Annotated in this window: 22 protein-coding genes; 11 read left to right on the top strand and 11 right to left on the bottom strand. The window is 62.2% G+C overall.

Annotation, left to right across the window (positions count from 1 at the left end; translation table 11 throughout):
• Positions 1 to 7: 7 nt before the first annotated feature.
• Together LZK81_RS04455 and ileS are read right to left on the bottom strand one after the other, a co-directional pair.
• Positions 8 to 637, bottom strand: a complete 630-nt coding sequence (locus LZK81_RS04455) for a hypothetical protein (RefSeq protein ID WP_046625007.1) — start codon at positions 635 to 637, stop codon at positions 8 to 10.
• Positions 638 to 771: 134 nt separating this feature from the next.
• Entirely contained in the window at positions 772 to 3675 is a 2904-nt protein-coding gene (ileS, locus tag LZK81_RS04450; protein WP_233955310.1) for an isoleucine--tRNA ligase, read from the bottom strand.
• Between the two features lie 279 nt (positions 3676 to 3954).
• Here ileS and LZK81_RS04445 point away from each other — a divergent pair, with 279 nt between their 5' ends.
• The gene (locus tag LZK81_RS04445) at positions 3955 to 4227 is read left to right on the top strand and encodes a type II toxin-antitoxin system Phd/YefM family antitoxin (RefSeq protein ID WP_233955309.1); all 273 of its coding nucleotides are present in this window, start codon (positions 3955 to 3957) and stop codon (positions 4225 to 4227) included.
• Complete coding sequence (locus tag LZK81_RS04440; RefSeq protein WP_046625004.1) at positions 4224 to 4682, top strand: type II toxin-antitoxin system VapC family toxin; 459 nt, start codon at positions 4224 to 4226, stop codon at positions 4680 to 4682. Before LZK81_RS04445 ends, LZK81_RS04440 begins: the two co-directional genes overlap by 4 nt.
• A 4-nt stretch (positions 4683 to 4686) precedes the next feature.
• Here LZK81_RS04440 and LZK81_RS04435 read toward each other — a convergent pair whose 3' ends face one another.
• The gene (locus LZK81_RS04435) at positions 4687 to 5667 is read right to left on the bottom strand and encodes a bifunctional riboflavin kinase/FAD synthetase (RefSeq protein WP_233955308.1); all 981 of its coding nucleotides are present in this window, start codon (positions 5665 to 5667) and stop codon (positions 4687 to 4689) included.
• A gap of 38 nt (positions 5668 to 5705) precedes the next feature.
• Entirely contained in the window at positions 5706 to 6554 is an 849-nt protein-coding gene (locus LZK81_RS04430) for a TIGR01459 family HAD-type hydrolase (RefSeq protein ID WP_233955307.1), read from the bottom strand.
• Between the two features lie 451 nt (positions 6555 to 7005).
• On the opposite strand from LZK81_RS04430, the gene groES reads away from it, so the two are divergent.
• The 3 genes from groES (at position 7006) to LZK81_RS04415 (ending at position 10677) form a co-directional block, all read left to right on the top strand.
• Positions 7006 to 7302 (top strand): co-chaperone GroES, encoded by a 297-nt coding sequence (groES, locus tag LZK81_RS04425; protein WP_007752582.1) that lies wholly within the window; start codon positions 7006 to 7008, stop codon positions 7300 to 7302.
• Between the two features lie 59 nt (positions 7303 to 7361).
• Positions 7362 to 9005 carry a chaperonin GroEL gene (gene groL / locus LZK81_RS04420; protein WP_046603363.1) on the top strand — a complete coding sequence of 548 codons (1644 nt, stop codon included), beginning with the start codon at positions 7362 to 7364 and terminating at the stop codon, positions 9003 to 9005.
• Positions 9006 to 9135: 130 nt separating this feature from the next.
• Complete coding sequence (locus LZK81_RS04415; protein ID WP_233955306.1) at positions 9136 to 10677, top strand: cation:proton antiporter; 1542 nt, start codon at positions 9136 to 9138, stop codon at positions 10675 to 10677.
• A 128-nt stretch (positions 10678 to 10805) separates the two neighbouring features.
• On the opposite strand, the gene LZK81_RS04410 is transcribed toward LZK81_RS04415, so the two are convergent.
• Entirely contained in the window at positions 10806 to 11120 is a 315-nt protein-coding gene (locus LZK81_RS04410; RefSeq protein ID WP_052758986.1) for a hypothetical protein, read from the bottom strand.
• Between the two features lie 271 nt (positions 11121 to 11391).
• Between LZK81_RS04410 and LZK81_RS04405 the strand changes: the two genes are divergently transcribed.
• Positions 11392 to 11841, top strand: a complete 450-nt coding sequence (locus LZK81_RS04405) for a DoxX family protein (RefSeq protein ID WP_046603359.1) — start codon at positions 11392 to 11394, stop codon at positions 11839 to 11841.
• Between the two features lie 65 nt (positions 11842 to 11906).
• On the opposite strand, the gene LZK81_RS04400 is transcribed toward LZK81_RS04405, so the two are convergent.
• The 4 genes from LZK81_RS04400 to hisS form a co-directional block, all read right to left on the bottom strand.
• Positions 11907 to 12311 (bottom strand): GFA family protein, encoded by a 405-nt coding sequence (locus LZK81_RS04400; RefSeq protein WP_037085509.1) that lies wholly within the window; start codon positions 12309 to 12311, stop codon positions 11907 to 11909.
• A 22-nt stretch (positions 12312 to 12333) separates the two neighbouring features.
• The gene (gene hisG, locus LZK81_RS04395; RefSeq protein ID WP_233955305.1) at positions 12334 to 13032 is read right to left on the bottom strand and encodes an ATP phosphoribosyltransferase; all 699 of its coding nucleotides are present in this window, start codon (positions 13030 to 13032) and stop codon (positions 12334 to 12336) included.
• Positions 13029 to 14150, bottom strand: coding sequence for an ATP phosphoribosyltransferase regulatory subunit (locus LZK81_RS04390; RefSeq protein ID WP_233955303.1), 1122 nt, complete (start codon positions 14148 to 14150; stop codon positions 13029 to 13031). Before LZK81_RS04390 ends, hisG begins: the two co-directional genes overlap by 4 nt.
• Positions 14151 to 14330: 180 nt before the next feature.
• Positions 14331 to 15947: a histidine--tRNA ligase gene (gene hisS, locus LZK81_RS04385; RefSeq protein ID WP_233955301.1), complete on the bottom strand. Its 1617-nt coding sequence runs from the start codon at positions 15945 to 15947 to the stop codon at positions 14331 to 14333.
• Positions 15948 to 16072: 125 nt separating this feature from the next.
• Here hisS and LZK81_RS04380 point away from each other — a divergent pair, with 125 nt between their 5' ends.
• The gene (locus LZK81_RS04380; protein ID WP_233956467.1) at positions 16073 to 16846 is read left to right on the top strand and encodes a hypothetical protein; all 774 of its coding nucleotides are present in this window, start codon (positions 16073 to 16075) and stop codon (positions 16844 to 16846) included.
• Positions 16847 to 16942: 96 nt separating this feature from the next.
• On the top strand, positions 16943 to 17647 hold the full coding sequence (locus tag LZK81_RS04375) for an HAD family hydrolase (RefSeq protein ID WP_233955300.1): 705 nt from the start codon (positions 16943 to 16945) through the stop codon (positions 17645 to 17647).
• On the opposite strand, the gene LZK81_RS04370 is transcribed toward LZK81_RS04375, so the two are convergent.
• Positions 17634 to 18263, bottom strand: a complete 630-nt coding sequence (locus LZK81_RS04370; protein ID WP_233955299.1) for a DNA-3-methyladenine glycosylase I — start codon at positions 18261 to 18263, stop codon at positions 17634 to 17636. The two genes, LZK81_RS04375 and LZK81_RS04370, sit on opposite strands and share 14 nt — an antisense overlap.
• A 245-nt stretch (positions 18264 to 18508) precedes the next feature.
• Here LZK81_RS04370 and LZK81_RS04365 point away from each other — a divergent pair, with 245 nt between their 5' ends.
• From LZK81_RS04365 to LZK81_RS04355, 3 genes are all read left to right on the top strand, one after another.
• A complete protein-coding gene (locus tag LZK81_RS04365; protein WP_418936467.1) occupies positions 18509 to 19264 on the top strand; it encodes a L,D-transpeptidase in 756 nt (251 codons plus the stop codon).
• A 198-nt stretch (positions 19265 to 19462) separates the two neighbouring features.
• Positions 19463 to 20119 carry a L,D-transpeptidase gene (locus LZK81_RS04360; RefSeq protein WP_233956465.1) on the top strand — a complete coding sequence of 219 codons (657 nt, stop codon included), beginning with the start codon at positions 19463 to 19465 and terminating at the stop codon, positions 20117 to 20119.
• 183 nt (positions 20120 to 20302) lie between these two features.
• Entirely contained in the window at positions 20303 to 21022 is a 720-nt protein-coding gene (locus LZK81_RS04355; protein WP_255394893.1) for an outer membrane protein, read from the top strand.
• A gap of 59 nt (positions 21023 to 21081) precedes the next feature.
• Here the strand turns inward: LZK81_RS04355 and glcF are convergent, their stop codons facing one another.
• Positions 21082 to 22386, bottom strand: coding sequence for a glycolate oxidase subunit GlcF (gene glcF, locus LZK81_RS04350; protein WP_233955298.1), 1305 nt, complete (start codon positions 22384 to 22386; stop codon positions 21082 to 21084).
• Positions 22387 to 22525: the final 139 nt, after the last annotated feature.

Below are 22525 nucleotides of genomic sequence, written 5' to 3'. Positions count from 1 at the left end.
GTCGGGCTTAGAAGAGCTTCCACCAGTCGCTGCCCTTCTTGGCTTCCGCGGCTTGCGCCTTGCGGCGCTTTTCCTTCTGGCTTTCGGGCTCGCCGACATCCGACAGGGCAGCCGCATCCGCCGAACGGAACTCCGCAGGCGGCTCCGCGAGCGAACGACGGCGTCCGGTGACGCTGACGGTTTCAGCATCTGCCTTGGCCTTGCGGAAGGCTTCCCACTTTTCCGACTCTGTCATCTGGCCGCCCTGGCCACTGCCCGCGGAAAGCGGCGAGCGATAGCTGGGATCGTTCGCGTGAGCATCGGCCTCCTCACGCATGCGCTTGCGGGTTTCTTCCGGAGATTCGACCCAGTTGGGGTTGCTTTCGCGGCTCGCCAGCGATTGCTGGGGTGCCGGCAGCGTCTGGTCCTGACCCTTGGCGACAACCAGCGAAGGACGCGGGTTGTATTTCAGGCCGGCTTTCGCTTCGGCGCTCTTGCCGCCCAGCGAGACGGACTGACCGAGGTCGTCGGTCAGCTGCTCCATGGCTGTCTTGTCGGTGCCGTATGTCGGGCCGCCGATGCAGCCCGAAAGGGTCAATGCCGAGGCGAGGACACCGGCCACGCCCATGCCGACACGAAACGCATATGTCGCTTTCATCAAAACCCTTCCAGCGGCGCCCGTCCTGACGCCTCAGACACACTCAAACGCCTGATGGCCGGAAAATCCGGCCAATTTCAGGCGGTTTTACCGGATGATTGCTTAAAGCGCAATCATCCGGTGACTTTCAACCATCAAAGCCGGCCGAGGGTGGCCAACTCGCGCAGTGCGGCAGCGTCGCGCGCCGACACATCCGGATAGGCAGGATCGGAGCCGACATCGGTCGTCACCCGCCATGAGCGGGCGCATTTGGTGCCTTCGGCGAGCTTCGGGTCGACCGCGACGGCCTGCACTTCCGGCAGACGGAAGGCGCTCTCCGGCCCCTCGCCCGCAACGATCGCGATGCCCGAGGTGATGCAGGTCTCTTCGAAATCCTGGCCTTCCAGCGCCTTCATCAGCTCCGGATCGTTGACATAGACGACCGGTGCGGCCTCCAGCGAAGAGCCGATCCGCTTGTCCTTGCGTTCGATTTCGAGTGCGCCTGTGACAACCGAGCGCACCTTGCGGATCCGCGCCCATTTTTCGGCGACCGCTTCGTTCTTCCACTCGGTCGGAACCGTCGGGAACTGCTCGAGATGGATCGAGACGGCGTTCGGGTTGCGCGACAGCCACGATTCCTCGGTGGTGAACGGCAGCATGGGCGCAAGCCAGGTCACCGTGCAGTCGAAGATCTTGCGGATGACGGCAAGAGCCGCGCGACGGCGCAGCGACGACGGCGCGTCGCAATAAAGCACATCCTTGCGGATATCGAAGTAGAAGGCCGACAGCTCGATATTGGAAAAATCGATCAGCGCCCGGGCGATCTTCTTGAATTCGAAGGCGTCATAACCTTCGCGCACGAGCTTATCGAGCTCGGCGAGGCGATGCAGCATCAGCTTTTCGAGTTCCGGCAGGTCGGCATAGGCGATCTCCTCGCCCTCGTCATGGGCGAGCGTGCCGAGCATCCAGCGGATCGTGTTGCGCAGCTTGCGATACGCATCGACATTGGTCTGGATGATGGTCTTGCCGAGGCGCTGGTCTTCCCAATAGTCGGTCGTCATCACCCAGAGGCGCAGGATATCGGCTCCGGCATCCTTCATGACGTCCTGCGGGGCCACGACATTGCCGAGCGACTTCGACATCTTCTGGCCTTTCTCATCCATGGTGAAGCCATGGGTGACGACCGTGTCATAGGGCGCCCGGCCGCGGGTGGCGGCGGATTCCAGCAGCGAGGAATGGAACCAGCCGCGATGCTGGTCGGAGCCTTCGAGATAGACGTCGGCCGGCCATTTCAGGTCCGGGCGGTCTTCGAGCGTGAAAGTGTGGGTGGAACCGCTATCGAACCAGACATCGAGGATATCCATCACCTGCGTCCAGCCTTCGTTGGCGCGTGACCCCAGGAAACGCTCACGCGCTCCTTCGGCGAACCAGGCGTCGGCACCTTCGAGATCGAAGGCTTCGAGGATGCGCTGGTTGACAGCTTCGTCCTGAAGGATTTCGCCCTGCTCGTCGACGAAGACGCAGATCGGGACGCCCCAGGCGCGCTGACGGGAAAGCACCCAGTCCGGGCGCTGTTCGATCATCGCACGCAGGCGGTTCTGGCCGGCTGATGGCACGAAACGGGTGTCGTCGATCGCCTTGAGGGCACGCGAGCGAAGCGTGGTGCCGTCGGCAAGGTCCTTGTCCATGTAGACGAACCACTGCGGCGTGTTGCGGAAGATGATCGGCTTCTTCGACCGCCACGAATGCGGATACTGATGCTTCATCCGGCCGCGGGCAAACAGCGCGTTGCGCTCGATCAGCGCCTTGATGACGCGATCGTTGGCATCGCCCTTCTTGCCGTTGTCGTCCATGACGCGGGCACCCTCGAAACCGGGAGCGTCGGCCGTGTAGAAACCGCCGTCATCGACCGTGAAGGGGATCTTCGTATCTACGCCTTTATGGCGGGCTTGCTCCATCCAAATGTCAAAATCTTCGCGTCCGTGCCCGGGAGCCGTATGAACAAAACCTGTTCCGTCCGTATCTGTAACGTGGTCCCCGTCCAGCATGGGAACGGCAAAGTGATATCCACCACCCAATCCTTCCAAAGGATGCCGCACACCCAAACCGGCCAGTTCCAGGGCAGAGACAGAACGAACAACACGATATTGAAGCTTGGCCTTTGCGAAAGCGTCTGCAGCCAGTCTATCCGCAAATATAAGCTTCTCACCCGGACGAGGGCCAAAATCATTCTCTGCTTCGGTGATCTCGTAGAGGCTGTAGTTGACCTTTGAAGAATAGGAGATCGCTCGGTTGCCGGGGATCGTCCAAGGGGTAGTGGTCCAGATGACGACGAAGGCGCCCACGAGGTCACCCATCACAGCACCATCACGAACGGCGTTGTTGACCGGGAACTTCACCCAGATCGTGTCGCTCTCATAGTCGTGGTACTCCACCTCGGCCTCGGCCAGCGCGGTACGCTCGACGACCGACCACATGATCGGCTTCGAGCCGCGATAGAGCTGGCCGCTCTGGGCGATCTTCAGCAGTTCGCCGGCGATGCGGCTCTCGGCGTGAAAATTCATCGTCAGGTACGGGTTTTCGAAATCGCCGACGATGCCGAGGCGCTTGAATTCCTCAGCCTGGATCTTGATCCAGCCGGCCGCGAATTCCCGGCATTCCTGGCGGAATTCGTTGATCGGAACCTCGTCCTTGTTCTTGCCCTTGGCGCGATAGGCTTCCTCGATCTTCCATTCGATCGGCAGGCCGTGGCAATCCCAGCCCGGAACATAGTTCGAGTCATAACCGCGCATCTGGAACGAGCGGGTGATGACGTCCTTCAGGATCTTGTTCAGCGCATGGCCGATATGGATATTGCCGTTGGCATAGGGCGGGCCGTCATGCAGCACGAATTTTTCGCGGCCCGTGGCGGAGGCGCGGAGCTGCTTGTAGAGGTCCATCTGCTGCCAGCGGGCAACCAGTTCCGGCTCCTTCTGCGGCAGGCCGGCGCGCATCGGGAAATCGGTTTCGGGCAGATAGAGGGTTTTCGAATAGTCGAGCTTTTCGGCGGTATCGGTCATGGGAGCAATCGTCCTGGCGCCGCGACGGGGCGCATCTCGATGAAAATTCGCTGGCGGAAGGCGCTCATGAAGCGCCAAAAACCCGGACCCTCCGGCCGCTTTTACAGCGCGCGGAAGGCCGGGCCTATAATTCGAATGATCTGGGCCAGCCGAAATTTTTTCATGGTGGCGGTTCTTAAGGGTTTTTGCGGCGGAAAGGAAGGGGCAAAACCAAGATGCCATCCTAGACTTTCAAACTCGCGGAGACTATATCTGACTAGCTGACCAGTCGGAGGTTTCATGCCGGGCAAGCCCACCGCTCACGACAATAGCTGGAAGCTGGAGGATGCCAAGGCACGCTTCAGCGAAGTGGTGAGGCGCGCGCATAGCGAAGGCCCCCAGCGCGTGACCGTGCGGGGTCGCGACAGCGTCGTCGTGATCAGCACGGAGGAGCTGGAGAGGCTGACGAGGGCCGCACCTAAGAAATCCTTCGTGGAATTCATGGAAGGCCTGGGGCTGGACACGCTGGAGCTGGAGCGGGAAGCGGATCGCGGCCGGGATATCGACCTGTGATCGGCTGGCTGCTGGATACCAATGTCGTCGCCGCGCTGATCAATCCGAACGGAGCACCCTCCGTCAAACGGTGGGCTGCCGGACAGGATGAAGACCGTTTCTTCATCAGCATCCTGACCCTGGCGGAATACGACAAGGGCATCGAGAACCTGCCAGCGGATGACGAAAATCGCTATCGTTATGCCGCAGCCCGTGATGCGCTCGAGGACAGATTTGCCGGGCGGACCCTTTCCGTCAGCGACGCGATCGTCAGGCGGTGGGGCGCTATATCCGGGAGGGTGAAGCAGGCGACCAGCCATGCGCCACCGGTGATCGATACGCTGTTTGCCGCGACGGCAATCGAGCATAATCTCTATCTCGCCACCCGCAACGTGAAAGACACTCGCGCGTCGGGCGCGGCAATCTTCGATCCTTGGCAGGACGACCCCGAGCGGTTTCCGCTGAGCCGCCGCTAAGGCCTCAAAACGCGATCTTGGCGTCCACCTCGCCAAGCGGCCTGACGCCGGAAAGCAACCCCCGCGCCTCTTCCTCGTCGCGCTTGATCTGCGCCACTAGTGCATCCAGCCCGTCGAACTTCAGTTCGTCGCGCAGGTGGCCGAAGAAGGAGACGGAACAGGTTTCGCCGTAGAGGTTGCCGGAGAAATCGAAGAGGTAGGTTTCGAGCAGGGGCGCACCGTTTTCGGTCACAGTCGGGCGGCGGCCGTAGCTGGCGACGCCGTCGAAAAGCGTGCCGTCGGGACGACGGAAGCGCACGGCGTAGATGCCGGCCTTCAATTCGGCCTCCGGCGGCAGCTGCATGTTGGCGGTTGGGAAACCGAGCTGGCGGCCGAGCTTTTCGCCGCCGATCACCTCCGCCTCGACCGTATAGCGATAACCGAGCAGGCCGGCTGCGGCGGAGACATCGCCCTCCGCCAGCAGGTCGCGGATACGGCTGGAGGAGATCACCTCGGCATTTTCGTCACGGAAGGCATCGACCAGCTGCACGTTGAAACCGTGCTTGGCGCCCGATGCCATCAGGAAGGCCGGGCCGCCTTTCCTGTCCTTGCCGAAATGAAAGTCGAAGCCGGTGACGACGGCGCTGGCTGCCAGCCAATCCACGAGAATGGTCTGGATGAATTCTTCCGCCGAACGGGTCGCGAACTCGCGGGTGAAGGGATATTCGATCACCGAGCGGAAACCCATGGCTTCCAGCAGGCGAGCCTTGAGCGGTGCCGGGGTCAGGCGGAAGACCGGTTCCTCCGGGCGGAAAACGGAGCGCGGATGCGGCTCGAAGGTCAGCACCAGGGCGGGTACGCCCTGCTGTTCCGCAAGTGCCAGCGCGCGCTCCAGCACGCTGCGATGGCCGCGATGCACGCCGTCGAAATTGCCGATGGCGATGACGCCGCCCTTCAGTTCCTCGGGCAGCGGTTCCTTCTTCTCGTTGCGGTGGAAGACAGTCATGCGGCGGTTCCGGTTCAGGCCGAATTCAGGCCCAGGGGCTATGCGAGGCGCGGCATCCAGTATTTCGGCGCGGCGTTTTCCCGCTTCAGCCAGGCGTTGAGGATCGCCTCGTCGGTCTGGCCGTTGACGGTGTATTCCGCGACATGGATGCCCGCGCTGATATAAAGCAGGTCGAGGCCGTATGCGAGCGCGCCGCGCACGTCGGTCGGCATGCCGTCGCCGATCGCCAGCACCCGGCTCATCGGAAAATCGCCGCGCACTTCGCGGGCAGCCTCGATCGTCGCCTCGTAGATCGGGCGGTGCGGCTTGCCGGCAACGCGGGTCTTGCCGCCGAACTCTTCGTAATAGGCGGCGACCGCGCCGGCGCAGGGGATGATCTTGTGGCCGCGCTCGACGACGAGATCCGGGTTGGCGCAGATGAAGGGAACGTCGCGCTTGGCAAACGCCGCCAGCATGTCGGTATAATCTTCCGGGACTTCCTTCTCGTCGTCGAAGAAACCGGTGCAGACGATGCATTCTGCTTCGTCGGCTGAGACCACCTCGACTCCGAGCCCGTCGAACAGGTTGAGATCGCGGTCGGGGCCGATCAGAAAAACCTTTTTCGGGCCGTCGACGATCAGGTGCTGAGTGACGTCGCCGGATGTGACGATCCGGTCATAGGTGCCGTCGGGCACGCCGAGCGCGCGCATCTGCTCGATGACGCCTGGAGCCGTGCGCGGCGAATTGGTGATCAGCACGACCGTGGCGCCGGCTTCGCGGGCCGCGGCGAGCGCCTTGCAGGAATGCTGGAAAGCCTCGACACCGTTGTGAACCACACCCCAGACGTCGGAAAGGACCACGTCGTAGTCGCCGATCACTTCGCTAAGATTGCCGATGCGCTTTGCCATGTAACCTTCCCGTCTCGCAAGTCCCGGGTCACATGACAAACCCGGTTCAGGATTACAAGAGATATTCGGGAGAAAAGCCGCGACCGCATCGGCGACGTCCGCAAGGGCAACTCTTCGCGCCAGTCCCTGGATCGCAGCCGCGTCGGCGCCATTCTTCCACCAAAGTCCCGTGCAACATGCCGACCGGCGCGAAGGGGTGGCCGAAAGCGAACACCCCGAAGTGGCCGAAGACGGTCGTCAGTTCCGCCGGGCAACAGGCGTTGCGCAGCATCCGTATCGTTAAGCGTATTTCGTATGAGGTTCCGGGCCGTCTCGAAAATTTTACGGCCGTTCTTGACTCATTCGCCGGCCGCCCTTATCTCGACGCGGCTGGCACTCTCCAACCGGGAGTGCTAACAGCACCGAGATACGGGTTTCACCCGTCCATGTCATTTGATCGAGGGATTAGACAATGGCAAGCACCAATTTCCGCCCCCTTCATGACCGCGTCGTCGTTCGTCGCGTCGAATCCGAAGCCAAGACCAAGGGCGGCATCATCATTCCTGATACCGCCAAGGAAAAGCCGCAGGAAGGCGAAATCGTCGCCGTCGGCACCGGCACCCGCGACGACAAGGGCAACATCACCGCTCTCGACGTCAAGGCTGGCGATCGCGTCCTGTTCGGCAAGTGGTCGGGCACCGAAGTCAAGCTCGATGGCGAAGACCTTCTGATCATGAAGGAATCCGACATCATGGGCATCATCGGCTGATTTCCGGCCGTTTGCTCTTCCTCCAAAATCGCTGACACCCCTTTTCAGGAGTTATCAAAATGGCAGCCAAAGAAATCAAGTTCGGCCGCACCGCGCGCGAAAAGATGCTGCGCGGCGTCGACATTCTCGCTGACGCAGTCAAGGTAACGCTCGGCCCGAAGGGCCGTAACGTCATCATCGACAAGTCCTTCGGCGCTCCGCGCATCACCAAGGACGGCGTATCCGTCGCCAAGGAAATCGAACTTGAAGACAAGTTCGAAAACATGGGCGCCCAGATGGTCCGCGAAGTTGCTTCGAAGACCAACGACATCGCCGGCGACGGCACCACGACTGCTACCGTTCTTGCCCAGGCAATCGTTCGCGAAGGCAACAAGGCCGTTGCAGCCGGCATGAACCCGATGGACCTGAAGCGCGGCATCGATCTCGCCGTTGCAGACGTCGTCAAGGATCTCCAGGCCAAGGCCAAGAAGATCTCGACTTCGGAAGAAGTCGCACAGGTCGGCACGATCTCGGCAAACGGCGACAAGCAGGTCGGTCTCGACATTGCTGAAGCCATGCAGAAGGTCGGCAACGAAGGCGTCATCACGGTTGAAGAAGCCAAGACCGCCGAAACCGAACTCGAAGTCGTCGAAGGCATGCAGTTCGACCGCGGCTACCTGTCGCCCTACTTCGTCACCAACCCGGAAAAGATGGTCGCCGACCTCGACGACGCTTTCATTCTCCTCCACGAGAAGAAGCTCTCGAACCTGCAGGCGATGCTCCCGGTTCTCGAAGCCGTCGTCCAGACCGGCAAGCCGCTCCTGATCATCGCTGAAGACGTCGAAGGCGAAGCTCTTGCAACGCTCGTCGTCAACAAGCTGCGTGGCGGCCTCAAGATCGCTGCTGTCAAGGCTCCGGGCTTCGGCGACCGCCGCAAGGCCATGCTCGAAGACATCGCCATCCTGACGGGCGGCACTGTCATCTCCGAAGACCTCGGCATCAAGCTCGAAAATGTCACGCTCGACATGCTCGGCCGCACCAAGAAGGTCTCGATCTCCAAGGAAAACACCACGATCGTCGACGGCGCCGGCTCGAAGGCCGACATCGAAGGCCGCGTTGGTCAGATCAAGGCTCAGATCGAAGAAACCACTTCGGACTACGACCGCGAAAAGCTGCAGGAACGTCTGGCCAAGCTGGCCGGCGGCGTTGCCGTGATCCGCGTCGGCGGCTCGACGGAAGTCGAAGTCAAGGAAAAGAAGGACCGCATCGACGACGCCCTCAACGCGACGCGCGCTGCCGTTCAGGAAGGCATCGTACCGGGCGGCGGCGTTGCCCTGCTGCGTTCCTCCGTCAAGATCACCGCAAAGGGTGCCAACGACGACCAGGAAGCCGGCATCAACATCGTTCGCCGCGCTCTGCAGTCGCTGGTTCGCCAGATCGCTGAAAACGCTGGTGACGAAGCTTCGATCGTGGTCGGCAAGATCCTCGAAAAGAACGAAGACAACTACGGCTACAACGCCCAGACGTCTGAATATGGCGACATGATCGTCATGGGCATCGTCGATCCGCTCAAGGTCGTTCGCACGGCTCTGCAGAACGCAGCTTCGGTTGCTTCGCTGCTGATCACCACCGAAGCCATGATTGCCGAACTTCCGAAGAAGGAATCGGCCGGCGGCGGCATGCCTGGCGGCATGGGCGGAATGGGCGGCATGGACATGATGTAAGACCTCCGGGTCTTCACATCTGAGCCAACCGGTTCAGTTGAGAAAAGGGCGGTCTTCGGATCGCCCTTTTTGTTTGTCTGCGGGATGGAGCCCGGCTGACAAAGACGCAGACCGCAATTACAGTCGGGCCATGAGTTTCTTCGAGAGCCTGCTCGTCCTGCTGCTTGTCGCGATCGTGCTTCTGCAGATCTCGCGCCGGCTTTCCGTGCCCTATCCGTCGATGCTGGCGCTGGCGGGTGCTGCGGTCGCGCTGGTGCCGGGCATGCCCTATATCTCGCTCGATCCGCACACCGCGCTCGCGCTGTTCATCGCGCCGGCGCTGCTCGATGCCGCGTTCGATTTTCCGCTCGGGACGGCCCGCAGGTTCTGGGTTCCGCTGCTTGTCTTTGCGATCGGCGGCGTATGTGCGACGGCGGCCGTCGTCGCCTTTGCGGGATGGGCTTTTGCCGGATTGCCGATTGCAGCGGCGCTGGTGCTCGGTGCGATCGTCGCTCCCCCGGATGCCGCAGCGGCGACGGCGGTGCTGTCGTCGATGTCGATCCCGCGCACCACCGATACGGTCCTTCGGGGCGAGAGCCTGTTCAACGACGCAGCGGCGCTGCTGATATTCGATGCGGCGCTTTCGGTGCAATCGGCCGGCAGCCTCGATACGGGCGTCGCGTTGCATCTTTCCGTCGCGGTCCCGGGTGGCATCCTGCTCGGCGTCCTTGCCGCCTGGGTGGTCCGGCACCTCACGCGCTTCGTTGCCGGCACGCTCGGCGGCATCCTCCTGCAGTTCGTCCAGACCTTTCTTCTGTGGATCGTCGCAGAACGCCTCGGCCTGTCGGCGGTGCTCGCCATCGTCGCCTTCGCGATGACGCTTGCGAGAAGCAGCGAAGCGCGCTCCTCGGCCCGCATGCGGGTGCAATCCTATGCGGTCTGGACCGCGGTCGTGTTCGTGCTCAACGTCATGGCCTTCCTGCTGATGGGCATGCAGGTTCGCGATATCGTCGGCGGGATGCCGGCGGATCACCTTTGGGATGCCGCGCAGTTTTCGCTGATCACCATCGTGATCGTCGTCGTGGTCCGCTTTATCGTCTGCGTCGGATACAATCGCCTCACCGCCTGGCACGAGCGCAGCCGCGGCAGGCCGGAACCCGCGACGACGACGCAGGCGCTGCTGGCCGGCTGGTGCGGCATGCGCGGGCTGGTGACGCTTGCGACCGCCTTTGCCCTGCCGATGGACTTTCCGCAGCGCGACGTGGTGGTGCTGACCGCTTTTTCGGTGGTTCTTGCGACCCTCGTCGTCCAGGGGCTGACGCTCACGCCGATCATCCGCTGGCTCGGCCTCGACCGCCGTGCCGAGGGGCATGGCGAACTCGCCGTCCTGCGCGGCAAGATCGCCCTCGCCGGCCTTTCCAGGCTCGACGGCGCGACCGAGACGGAGGCGGAACTGCTGCGCTCCAAGTTCCGCATCGAGCAGCTGGCCGCCTCCCGTATCGAGGATGCCAACGCGCTCGAGACCTACCGGCGGCTGGCCCTGACGGCGATTGCCGCGCAGCGGGAAGAGTTGGAAAAGCTTCGCTCGGTGCACAAGGTCAATGTCGACGAATACAATCTGCTGCTCGAGGAGATCGACTGGCGCGAACTTTCGGTCCTACCGGAAGACGCGCGCCGGATCGAGGAGAGCTGATCCGCCGTCCCGTCAAGATTTGTGGCGAGCAGCGGAAATGCCGATGCAATCGGCGTTTCAGGTCTTTCTCCTTTACATGCGAAGGGCGGCCCGAAAGCCGCCCCGTGACCCAGGCTCTATAGCCGTAATCAGTAGATATCGCGGCCATTATTGCTCTTGCGGTAGATGTTGCGCGAAGCGCGGTCCTGCATGCGCTCGATCCGCTGACGCTCCCTATAGGAGATGTAGCCATCACGGCCGGCACGGGACTGCGCCCTGTCGATGCGATGTTGCTGGCGGGCGAGGTTGCGCAATTCGCGCGGTGTCAGTTCACCCCGGGCCGTGCCGCGATAGATGCGGTATTCCTGGCGGTTTTCCCGCGCCTCGCTGCGGTAGGTCTGGGCAAGGCTCGGCACGGCGGACGCGACCAGGAGGGCGAGCGCGGTGATGATGATCTTCTTCATGAGGGGCTCCTTTCATCGGCAATGCTCGCATCATGATGGGGAAACGATGAACCTTCGCTGAAGGTTGCGTTCAGCAAAGAGGAGCATCCGTGGAGTTCTCTGCCGTCTGGAGCAGGAGGCGGCGAGCATCGGCCGCGCGAAGGATTGTCTCCTTTTATCGAACAAACCGTCAATCATCGTTCATCTTCCGGATACGGATAAAATGATGCACATAGGTCCCAGAGAATTTAACCCGCGTGTCCAACCAGAGACACTGATCCGGAGATTTGAAATGTCCACCACCGCTACCAATACCCTGCTTCTCGTCGGCCGCGTCCTCCTGTCCGGCATGTTCGTCATGTCCGGTTTCCAGAAGCTGATCGATCCCGCCGGCACCGCCGGCATGATCACCGGTGCCGGCCTTCCGGCTGGCATGCTGCTCGCCTATGTCGCAGGCCTGTTCGAACTGGTCACCGGCCTTGCCGTGCTGACCGGCTTCCAGACGCGCATCGCAGCGCTGCTGCTGGCTCTCTTCTCGGCCTTCACCGCGTTCGTCTTCCATTCCGGCGCCATCAACGTCCCGAACTTCCCGGAGGCCGCCAACGGTCTGCTGACGCTCTTTAACAGCCTGATGATGATGAAGAACCTGACGATTGCCGGTGGCTTCCTGGCTCTTGCCGCCGTCGGCGCCGGTGCATTTTCTGTCGATGCCCGCCGCGGTTCTGTCGCAATCGCTGCCTAAGCTTTCGAAATTCCCTGCCCAAGACTGCCCGCCGGATGAAAAGTCCGGCGGGTATTTTTTTGATCTCAATCGGTCTGAACGGTCGGCAGTTCGCTCATTTCGGGCAGCCAGGAAACGGCCGAGCGACACCAGATCTGGCGCTGCGGCTTCAACTCCGCCCTCTGGTCGATACTGCCCCAGCGGATGCCCCAGATCCTGGCCGCCTCACCTTCGCCATTGACGAAAAGCGGCGAGCCGCATTCGGGGCAGAAATACTGCTGGCGGACGCGGCCGCTCTCGGCCACCTTGCGATAGAGCTTTGGTTCGTGCCCGGTAAGCTTCAGATCGCTTTCCGGGACGACGGCGGTGACACGAAACGGCGAGCCGCTCAGCGTCTGGCAATCGGTGCAATGGCAGATACTGATCCGTTTCGGATCGAGTTCCGCCTCATAGGTCACATAGCCGCAATGGCATCGACCGGTCACGTGCATCGTGCTTCCTCCTCTTCAAAACTCAGAGCGCGGCGCGGACTGCCTCCACGATCCTGGCGATCCGCGGATCCTCTTCGTGAGCCGGCTTGCGGGCCCTGACCAGGCAGGCTTCCGACTTCAGGATCACGCCATCCGACAGGATCTTCAGGTGGTTGGCCCTGAGCGTCGATCCCGTCGAGGTGATATCGACGATGATATCCGCCTGGCCGGCGGCCGGCGCTCCCTCGGTGGCGCCGAGGCTTTCGACGATGCGGTAGAGCTGGATGCCGTGCTGGCTCGAAAAGAACTGCTGGGTGAGCCGCCAGTATTTGGTGGCGATGGCCAGCCGGCGGCCATGACGGGCACGGAAATCCGCCGCCACGTCGCCAAGGTCGGCCATGGTCTCGACGTCGAGCCAGATTTCCGGCACGGCGACGACCACATCCGCCTGGCCGAAGCCGAGGCGGGCGCAGAATTCGACGCGGCCGTCAGCGCCAGCCATGCCTTCGCGCACCAGATCTTCACCGGTGACGCCAAAATCGACGGCGCCGCTGGCAAGCTCGCGGGCAATCTCGGAGGCCGAGAGATAGGCGATCTCGACGCCTTCCATTCCCTCGATGCGGCCTCGATAGGAGCGGTCGTTGCCGACGGCGGAAATGGCAAGCCCGGCGCGCTCGAAAACCTCGGCGGTATCTTCCTTGATACGGCCCTTGGAGGGCAGAGCAATGGTGATCGTGCTCATCTGGATGCCCTCGCAGCTTCGATGCGGTCGAGCCAGAGCGAGAAACCGACCGCCGGGATATGTTCCCTGGCGCCGAGCAGGGTCAGCAGCCGGTCGAAACGGCCGCCGCCGGCGAGCACCGCAGACGACCCCGCCTCGGTCACTTCGAAGACGAGGCCGGTATAATAGTCGAGCGGACGGCCGAAGGCGGCGCGGTAGGTCATGGCCGAGAGATCGGCGCCGGCATTGGCGAGCGCCGCCAGCCGGGCATCGAAGCGGGAAACCGCCGCGCCGAGCTTCAGGCCGGCGGCATCGGCAAAGCCGGCCAGAGCGGCGGGCGCTTCGGCAAGCGGCAATTGCAGTGTCAGGAACTCGCGCAGCAGCAGCAGCGCGGTGCCGTCCAGCCGGGTTTCGGCCAGTTCCAGCTTTTCCTTGAGCCTTCTCGCGATCTCGGTCGGCGAACGGCTGGCATTGGTGGAATAGCCGGTTTCCTGCATGGTGCGGTCGATGCGGGCGACGAGATCCGTCTCGTTGTCCGAAGCAATCAGTTCGGCGATCTGCGGATCGAGGCCGGTGACCGGCTGCGGCCGGGCGAGCCGTTCCAGCAGCGCTTCGAGATGGGCCATGTCGCCGAACGCGTGGATCAGCCGCCGCTGCCAGCCGAACGGCAGGCCGAGCGCCTTGACGACCGCCTCGAACACCGCCTGGTCGCCAAGCGTGAGCGCGAGCTTGCGGCCGGGCAGCAGCGCTTTCAGGATGCCGGTCGCATCGCCGATGGCGCGGGCGTCGGAACTGGCGATATCCTTATTCCCGAGATCCTCGATGCCGGCCTGGTAGAATTCATGGGAACCCTCGCGGCGCTGGCGGAAAACTTCGCCGAGATAGGAATACCGTTTTGGGGTGCCGGTGGCGGTTTCGATGTGGCGCAGGCAGACCGGAATGGTGAATTCCGGGCGCAGGCAAAGATTGGCGCCGGTCTCGCTTTCGGTGAGGAAAATGCGGCGGCGCAGATCCTCGCCGGCCATGTCGAGGAAGGGTTCGGCCGGCTGGATGACCGGCGTGTTGACCCGCTCGGTGCGGCGAGCGGCGAATTCGGCGAGGAGGTCGGTAGAGAAATCGGGCATGTCGATCAGGGGCATGGGATCGCTCCGGAGACAAGTCCCCTCCCCAACCCCTCCCCACAAGGGGGAGGGACTAACCCGCGACACTCGAAGAGCGCGATCACCGACGTCACCGAATGTGGGCGGGCTGATTTGGGCAGGCCAGCGCGGCGCGAAGCCCCTCCCCCTTGTGGGGAGGGGTTGGGGAAGGGTCTACGACTACGCATTGCCCGCCCTTTTCCGATCCTCCGCCTGCGCGGCCAGAATCTCCTTCACCTTGGCCACCAGATCCGCCTCCGGAACGGTTTCCTGCGCTACACGCGCCTCGCGCCAGCTCGCATTGTCCTCGATCTCGCCGGAGAGGCGCTTGCCTTCGATCAGGTCCTTCAGCTGCACGACGCCCTGCGCCCGCTCGTCGCCGCCCTGGATGATGGCGATCGGGCAGCCGCGGCGGTCGGCATATTTCAGCTGGTTGCCGAATTTCTTCCAGTTGCCCTGGTACATTTCGGCACGGATGCCTTCGTTGCGCAGCGCCTGAGTAAAACGCTGGTAACGGCCCATGCTGTCGACATCGCCATCCATCACGGTCACGAGAACCGGGGCTATCACTTGGTCCTGGCCGAGCTTGCCGAGGTTCTTCAGCGCCGTCATCAGGCGGGAAACGCCGATTGAGAAACCCGTCGCCGGGACCGGCTGGCCCATGAAGCGCGACACGAGGCCGTCGTATCGTCCGCCGCCGCCGACGGAACCGAAGACGACCTTTTCGCCTTTTTCATTGGTGACGTCGAAGAGGAGTTCGGCTTCGAAGACCGGGCCGGTGTAGTATTCGAGACCACGGACGACGGATGAATCGAAAAAGATCCGACCTGGACCGTAGCCAGCGGCTCTGCATATCCCAGCCATCAATTCCAGTTCGGCTACACCTTCGGTTCCAACGGAGGAACCTTCCGTGGCTTGACGCCAAAATCCGAACGTCATTGCATCATCGGGAAAAGTGTTTTCTCCCTCAATGTTGGCAATCGGGGACTTTTCGCCTGCAGCTTCCGCTTTCTGCGTTGTCTCGGCTGAGCCGCTTCGAAAGCTTGTACCAAGATACGACGAGAGAAGACGTGTAATCTGATCATCACCGAGGCCCGCGCCCTTGGTGAAGTCTCCCGATTCATCCTTGCGGCCCGCGCCGAGCAACAGCCTGACCCCTTCCGGACCAAACTTATCGAGCTTATCGATGGCACGCAGCACGTTGAGCCGCTGGCCTGCCTTATCCTCGCCGCCAAGCCCGATCGCCTCCATGACGCCGTCCAGAACCTTGCGGTTGTTGACGCGGATCACGTAGTCGCCGCGCTTGATGCCGAGGGCTTCCATCGTGTCCGCCATCATCATGCACATTTCGGCATCCGCCTGGACGCCCGGCGCGCCGACCGTATCGGCGTCGAACTGCATGAACTGGCGGAAACGGCCCGGGCCTGGCTTTTCGTTACGGAAGACGTAGCCGGCGCGGTAGGTGCGGAACGGCAGCTGGATCTCGTTGAAATTCTCTGCGACATGGCGGGCGAGTGGCGCCGTCAGGTCGTAGCGCAGGCTCATCCACTGGTCGTCATCGTCCTGCAGCGAGAACACGCCCTCGTTCGGGCGGTCGCTGTCGGGCAGGAATTTTCCGAGCGCATCGGTATATTCGAACAGCGGCGTCTCGACCGGATCGAAACCGTAGCGCTCGTAGACCTCGCGGATCTTCGCGGTCATCTCGTTGGTGGCATGGATATCGGCGGCGGAACGATCGACGAAGCCGCGCGGCAGACGGGCCTTAAGTTTCTGGGGCTTCTTGCTCTTGTCGTTCATGATCGGAATTCCATTGCCAAAGGCCCCGGAGAGGCCGGATTTGTGTGCGGTTTCTTAGAGGATAGAGGCCGGAGCGGCAAGGGCGGCGGCTGGTGAAGAATCGCTTCGGCTGCTATCCGTGCCCCATGCTCACCGAAGCCATCCAATACGTCGCGACCTCGCTGGTCACGCCGAAGCAATTCCGTCCCTTCATCCGTTCGTCCGTCAGCCTATGGTCGCGGGCCGGGCGGTGCGCGAAGGATTGGGCAGCGCATGAGGAGAACTGCAAGACCTTCATTCGCGAGACGGTCGCCGGGATGAAGCAGCGGCGGACCTGCGTCGTGCTGGGTTCGGGCCTGCTGCGCGACGTGCCGATCGACGATCTTTCGGCAAAATTCGATACGGTGGTGCTGGTCGATCTCGTGCATCTGGCGAGCGTGCGGATGCGGCTGAAGGCGAAGCGGTTCGCGAATGTCCGGCTGATTTCACGCGACCTCTCCGGCTTCGACGATGCGGTCGCTGCCAAAGATCCCGAGCCGCTGTCGTTCCTGCGGCAGGTGCCGTATCTCGATCTCGTCGTTTCGGCCAATATCCTGTCGCAGATCGGGGTGGGTTCGAAACGCCGGCTAGAGGCCGAAAACAGTTCCGCGCGCGAGGAAATCTTGTCCGCGCGCGAGGAAATCTTGCAGCGACTGGTCCGGGCGCATCTCGATGGCCTCATCGCACTGCCCTGCAAAACGGCTCTGATCACCGATACCGCCTATCGCGTCACCGATCGGGCGGGCCAGGTGCTGGAAGAGGCCGACCTGTTCTATGGCGTGCCGGCGCCGGCGGCGAAACGGGCTTGGACCTGGCCGGTCGCGCCTTATGGCGAGCTCAGCAAGGAGTATCAGGCGGTGCACGATGTCATCGCCTTGTGATGTCGGCGCGGTTGATTTCTTTACAGACGCGCCGGGCAGGCTTTCATCTTGCCCGGCGCCCCCTTTTTCGCCATATGAGCGGATGGAGGCAGATCCATGCGCCCTATTACCGCCATCGGCTTCGATGCCGACGATACGCTCTGGCAGAACGAACAGTATTACCGGCTGACGGAGGAGCACTTCGCCAAGCTGCTCGGTGAGTTCGCCGAAGGCACGCATATTGCGGAGCGGCTGCTGGAAGCGGAAAAGCGCAATCTTTCCCATTACGGTTTCGGCATCAAAGGTTTCACCCTGTCGATGATCGAGACGGCGATCGAGATCACCGACGGCAAGGTGCCGACCAGGACGATCAGCGAGATCCTCGATATCGGCCGCGACCTTTTGCGCCATCCGGTCGAGACCCTGCCGCATGTGGAAGAGACGCTTCAAGCTCTGAACGGCGAATATCTGCTGGTGCTGATCACCAAGGGCGACCTGTTCGACCAGGAGCGCAAGCTTGCCCAGTCGGGCCTCGGCGATTTCTTCGATGCGGTCGAGATCGTCAGCGAGAAGAACGCCACCACCTATCGCCGCATCTTCTCGAAAGTGGCGGACGGGCCTGAACGGGCGATGATGGTCGGCAATTCGCTGAAATCCGACATCGTGCCGGCGATCGCGGCCGGGAGCTACGGCGTGTTCGTGCCGCATGCGCTGACCTGGGTTCTGGAACATGTGGACGCGCCGACCACAGCGCCGCGCTTCCGCCAGATCGAACATCTGGGCGAACTGGGATCGGTGCTGTCGGAAATCACGGGCGCCTGAACTTCAGCCTGAGTTCATCGACTTCGCGCCGGCAAAAGCAGCCGTCGAGATGGTCGTTGACCATGCCCATGGCCTGCATGAAGGCGTAGACGGTAGTCGGTCCGACGAAGGACCAGCCGCGCTTCTTCAGGACTTTCGACAATTGTACGGACACGGGCGTGGTGGGGTTAGCCCTCAGCGTCGCGAGATCCATCACGGCCGGACGCAGATGCGGGCCTGGCTCGAAGCTCCAGAAGAACTTGGCGAGCGAGCCAAACTCGTCTCGCAGTTCGATGGCACGGGCGGCGTTGTTGATGGTCGAGACGATCTTGCCGCGATGGCGGATGATGCCGGCATCGGCCAGGCAGCGGGCGATATCCGCCTCGCCGAACCGCGCGACCTCGACGAAATCGAAACCGGCAAAGGCGGTGCGGAAATTCTCGCGCTTCCTCAAGATCGTCAGCCAGGACAGGCCGGACTGGAAACCTTCCAGGCAGATCTTCTCGAACAGGCGGATATCGTCGGTCACCGGCCGGCCCCATTCCTCGTCGTGATAGTGCCGGTAGTCTTCCAGGCCGCCATGCCAGGCGCAACGCCCCTTGCCGTCTTCGCCGACGATGATGCCCGCCTTTTCCATTCCCGATTCCCTTTGACTCGACCCCTGCGATTAACGGGTTTTGGCCGGCTTTAACATTGGTCAACCATGTTTCAAAACCGGGCGGTAACCCTGCCAAAAGGTTTATAGGCCGGCCGGCTTTGAATGTTCCACCCGTTTACCATTCGCTTTCACCTCGCGGTCACCATGTTCGTCAACACCGACGCCAAATTATCCAAGTGTTTGAGGGGCGTCCGGTCGGTGATTTGTAACGTGTGGATCCGATCATGAAGAAAACCCTTTTCCTGGCCTTCGGCCTTGCTGCCGCCTTTTCCAGTTCCGCCGCTCTTGCCCAGGACCGCTATCGCGAGCGCCCGCCCGTGGTCGTCAGCCCCGATCTCGCAGCCCCATGGGTGATGCAGCTTGCCGGGCCGAACGGTCGCCCGGTCGTCTATCCTCGCCAGGCCGCCCAGCAGCGCGCCATCTATCAGCAGCGCGAGCAGCAGCCCGTGGTTCGCCGCGGCATCTTCGACCGCTCCACCGTGCAGCCGGTCGCCATGCGGCCACAGCCGATCCGCGGCCAGATCGAACCGCAGTTCCTGCCCCAGACGGTCGCCTACGACAGCAAGGAAAAGGCCGGCACCATCATCATCGATACCAATAACCGTTTCCTCTATCTGGTCACGGGCAATGGCCAGGCGCGGCGTTACGGCGTCGGCGTCGGCAAGCCGGGCTTCGAATGGGCAGGCGAGCACCGGGTGACCCGCAAGGCCGAGTGGCCGGACTGGACGCCGCCTTCCGAAATGATCCAGCGCGAAGCCGCCAAGGGGCATTACCTGCCGGCGCGCATGGAAGGCGGACCGGAAAATCCACTCGGCGCCCGCGCCATGTATCTCGGCTCGACGCTCTACCGCATCCACGGCACCAACGCCCCCTGGTCGATCGGCAGCGCCGTCTCTTCCGGCTGCATCCGCATGCGCAACGAAGATGTCACCGACCTCTACGAGCGAGTGAACATCGGCACCAAAGTCGTCGTCATGTAACGCCGGCAAATGCCAAAGGTGAGGCGGCGGAGACACAGTACCGCCGCCTTTTTGCCATCACATCTTCTTTATTACATCTATCCCGGCTTGCTTTGATGCCCGAGTCGGTTAGCCTCCGCCGTTCAACAGAGCGGAGAGGATTTGGGAATGAAGACAGGGGGAATGGGGGCAGGCAAGACCTTCGCGATGGCCGTGGGAATGGCTGGCGCGATCTTCTTTAGCGCCGGACATGCAAGCGCAATCAGCCCGGCGGCAACGTCTATCGAACGCCCCGCGGGCGACGTGACACTTGTCGCGATGCCACGGGAAGTTCCCGAACAATTCAAGCGCCGCATGGTGCGCTTCTCGACGACCGAGAAACCCGGCACGATCATCGTCGATACCAACAACAAGTTCCTCTACTATATCGAAGGCCCCAACCGGGCGACCCGCTACGGCATCGGCGTCGGGCGCGAAGGGTTCGGCTGGTCGGGCGTGGTCAATGTGGGCCGCAAGGCTGAGTGGCCCTCCTGGACGCCGCCGGCCGAGATGCGCGTTCGCGAACGCCGCGCCGGCCGCATTCTGCCGGCCGTGCAGGAAGGCGGCATCGACAACCCGCTCGGCGCCCGTGCCATGTATCTCTACAAGGGCGGCCGCGACACGATCTTCCGCATCCACGGCACCAACCAACCCTGGACGATCGGCCTCAACATGTCGTCAGGCTGCATCCGCATGATGAACAAGGATGTCGAGCATCTTTATTCGCGCGCCGACATCGGCACGAAGGTGATCGTCATCGGCCCGGGCAACCGGCAGGGGAACGTCGACTTCAAGGATCGCGGCATCGATATTTTCGGCACGATTTTCGGCGGCTGAGACACCCGGCCAAAGGTCAAAAAGGGCAGCAAAAGCTGCCCTTTTCAGGGGTTTAGACTTCGTTAACCATAAATCGCCTAGCTTCGTCGGTGACTGATGCAGAAAAGGCACAGACCGCCGATGCATCCGCCGCTAAACATTGAGTCATCAAAAAAGCCAACGTTCTTCCCTGCAGGCTGATTCATGCGCAAAATTCTTTCTTTCGCCTTCGCTTCCACGCTTCTCACCGCTGGTCTTGCTTATATTGCTCCGGCTCAAGCGGCAGACATGACCCCCGCGACCCAGGCCTATGTGGCTCCGGTTCACACCGGCGGATTTGAAATCTCCGGTTACGGCGGTTACCAGTTCGCGCCGCACTCCGATGTCGATGTCTCGGACGGACCTGATTTCGCAGCCGGCTGGGATACCAAGCCCTTCGCGATGCCGCCCTACTGGGGCGTCCGCGGCACCTATTGGTTCGATGGCGGTGCCCTCACGAACTGGGGCGTTTCGCTCGATTACACCCACGCCAAGGTTTATGCAGACGACGAAAGCATGGCCAAGGCCGGCGGCTGGAGCGTCTTCGAATTCACCGACGGCCTGAACCTGCTGACGCTCAACGCGCTCTACAAGTTCCCGATCGAAGGCAGCAAGTGGACGCCTTATGTCGGCGCCGGTGTCGGTATCAACGTGCCGCATGTCGAAGTGACCCGCGCTTCCGGCCGCACCTTCGAATACCAGTTCGGTGGCGCGACGATCCAGGCCCAGGCCGGCGTAAAGTACCAGCTCACCGAAAAGTGGTCGATGTTCGCCGAATACAAGGGCAACTACTCGTTCGTGGATGTGGATATCGACAGCGGCGCTTCGCTGAAGACCAACATCCTGACGCACGCCATCAACCTCGGCGTCTCCTACAAGTTCTAAGGCTCAGGCCTTTGACGAAAAAAAGCCGGCGATTTCGCCGGCTTTTTTATTGGGCATATTTATCTGGCCGGGATCTTTTCCGGCTTCGGGCCGCCATAAGCCCAATCCAGAAGCTCCACCGTGTGCAGGATCGGGATCGCTGTTCCGGAGGCGATCTGGGTGATGCAGCCGATATTGCCGGTGGCGATCACGTCCGCCTTGGTGGCCTCGATATTCTTGACCTTGCGAGCCTTCAACTGCTCCGAGATTTCCGGCTGCAGGATATTGTAGGTGCCGGCCGAACCGCAGCAGAGATGCCCCTCCCCCGGATCGCGGACGGTAAAGCCCGCAGCCTTCAGGAGATTCTTGGGTGCCATGGTGATCTTCTGGCCGTGCTGCATCGAACAGGCGGAGTGATAGGCGACGTTGAGCCGCTTCGGCTCCAGCGTCGGCAGGTCGAGCATCGACAGATATTCGGTAATGTCCTTGGCAAGGCTCGAGACCCTTGCCGCCTTGTCCGCATAGGCCGGATCGAGGCGGAGCATGTGGCCGTAATCCTTGATCGTCGTGCCGCAGCCCGACGCGGTGATGATGATCGCATCGAGGCCGCCTTTGTCGATCTCGCGCGTCCAGACATCGACATTGCGGCGGGCAAAATCGAGCGCCTGCTCTTCACGGCCCATATGATGGACGAGCGCGCCGCAGCAGCCCTCGCCTTCCGGTACCACGACTTCGACGCCGAGCCGGGCCAGAAGCCGGAGCGTAGCTTCGTTGATGCCCGGATCGAGGACAGGCTGGGCGCAGCCCGACAGGATTGCGACGCGGCCCCGTTTCTCAGTCTCGGGCGCACGAGTGCCGGGGTTTGCGGCGTCGGAAACCCTGGCGGCGGATTTCGGCGCGAGATCCAGCATGGCACCGAGCGGCTTCAATACAGGGACACGCTTGAGAAGCGGTGCGAAGGGACGGCCGAGCTTTGCGAGACCGAGCGCTGTGCGGAAGCGGGCCGGATAGGGCAGCACGGCGGCGAGCAGGCTGCGAATCAGGCGGTCGACCAGCGGGCGCCGGTAGGTGTTCTCGATATGGATGCGGGCATGATCGACCAGATGCATGTAGTCCACGCCGGAGGGACAGGTGGTGACGCAGGCAAGGCAGGAGAGACAGCGGTCGATATGGGTGACCACTTCCTCATCCGCCGGCCTGCCGTTTTCCAGCATGTCCTTGATCAGGTAGATGCGTCCGCGCGGGCTGTCGAGTTCGTTGCCGAGGGTCACGTAGGTGGGACAGGTGGCGGTGCAGAAGCCGCAATGGACGCAACGGCGGAGGATCTTTTCGGATTCGGCCACATGCGGATCGGCAAGCTGAGCGAGGGTGAAGTTGGTTTGCATTTATTGGGTATCCCTCGCATTTCGGCCGATGGCTTTGCGTTCCGCCAGCCCCCCGCTGTCCTGCCGGACATCTCCCCCACAGGTGGGGAGATCGGCAAGACGCGCGGACATCACTTTATCGGCTACCGTCGAGATGGGC

Source organism: Neorhizobium galegae (assembly GCF_021391675.1).
Lineage (GTDB): Bacteria > Pseudomonadota > Alphaproteobacteria > Rhizobiales > Rhizobiaceae > Neorhizobium > Neorhizobium galegae_B.
This window is presented reverse-complemented; position numbering and strand designations above follow the sequence as displayed.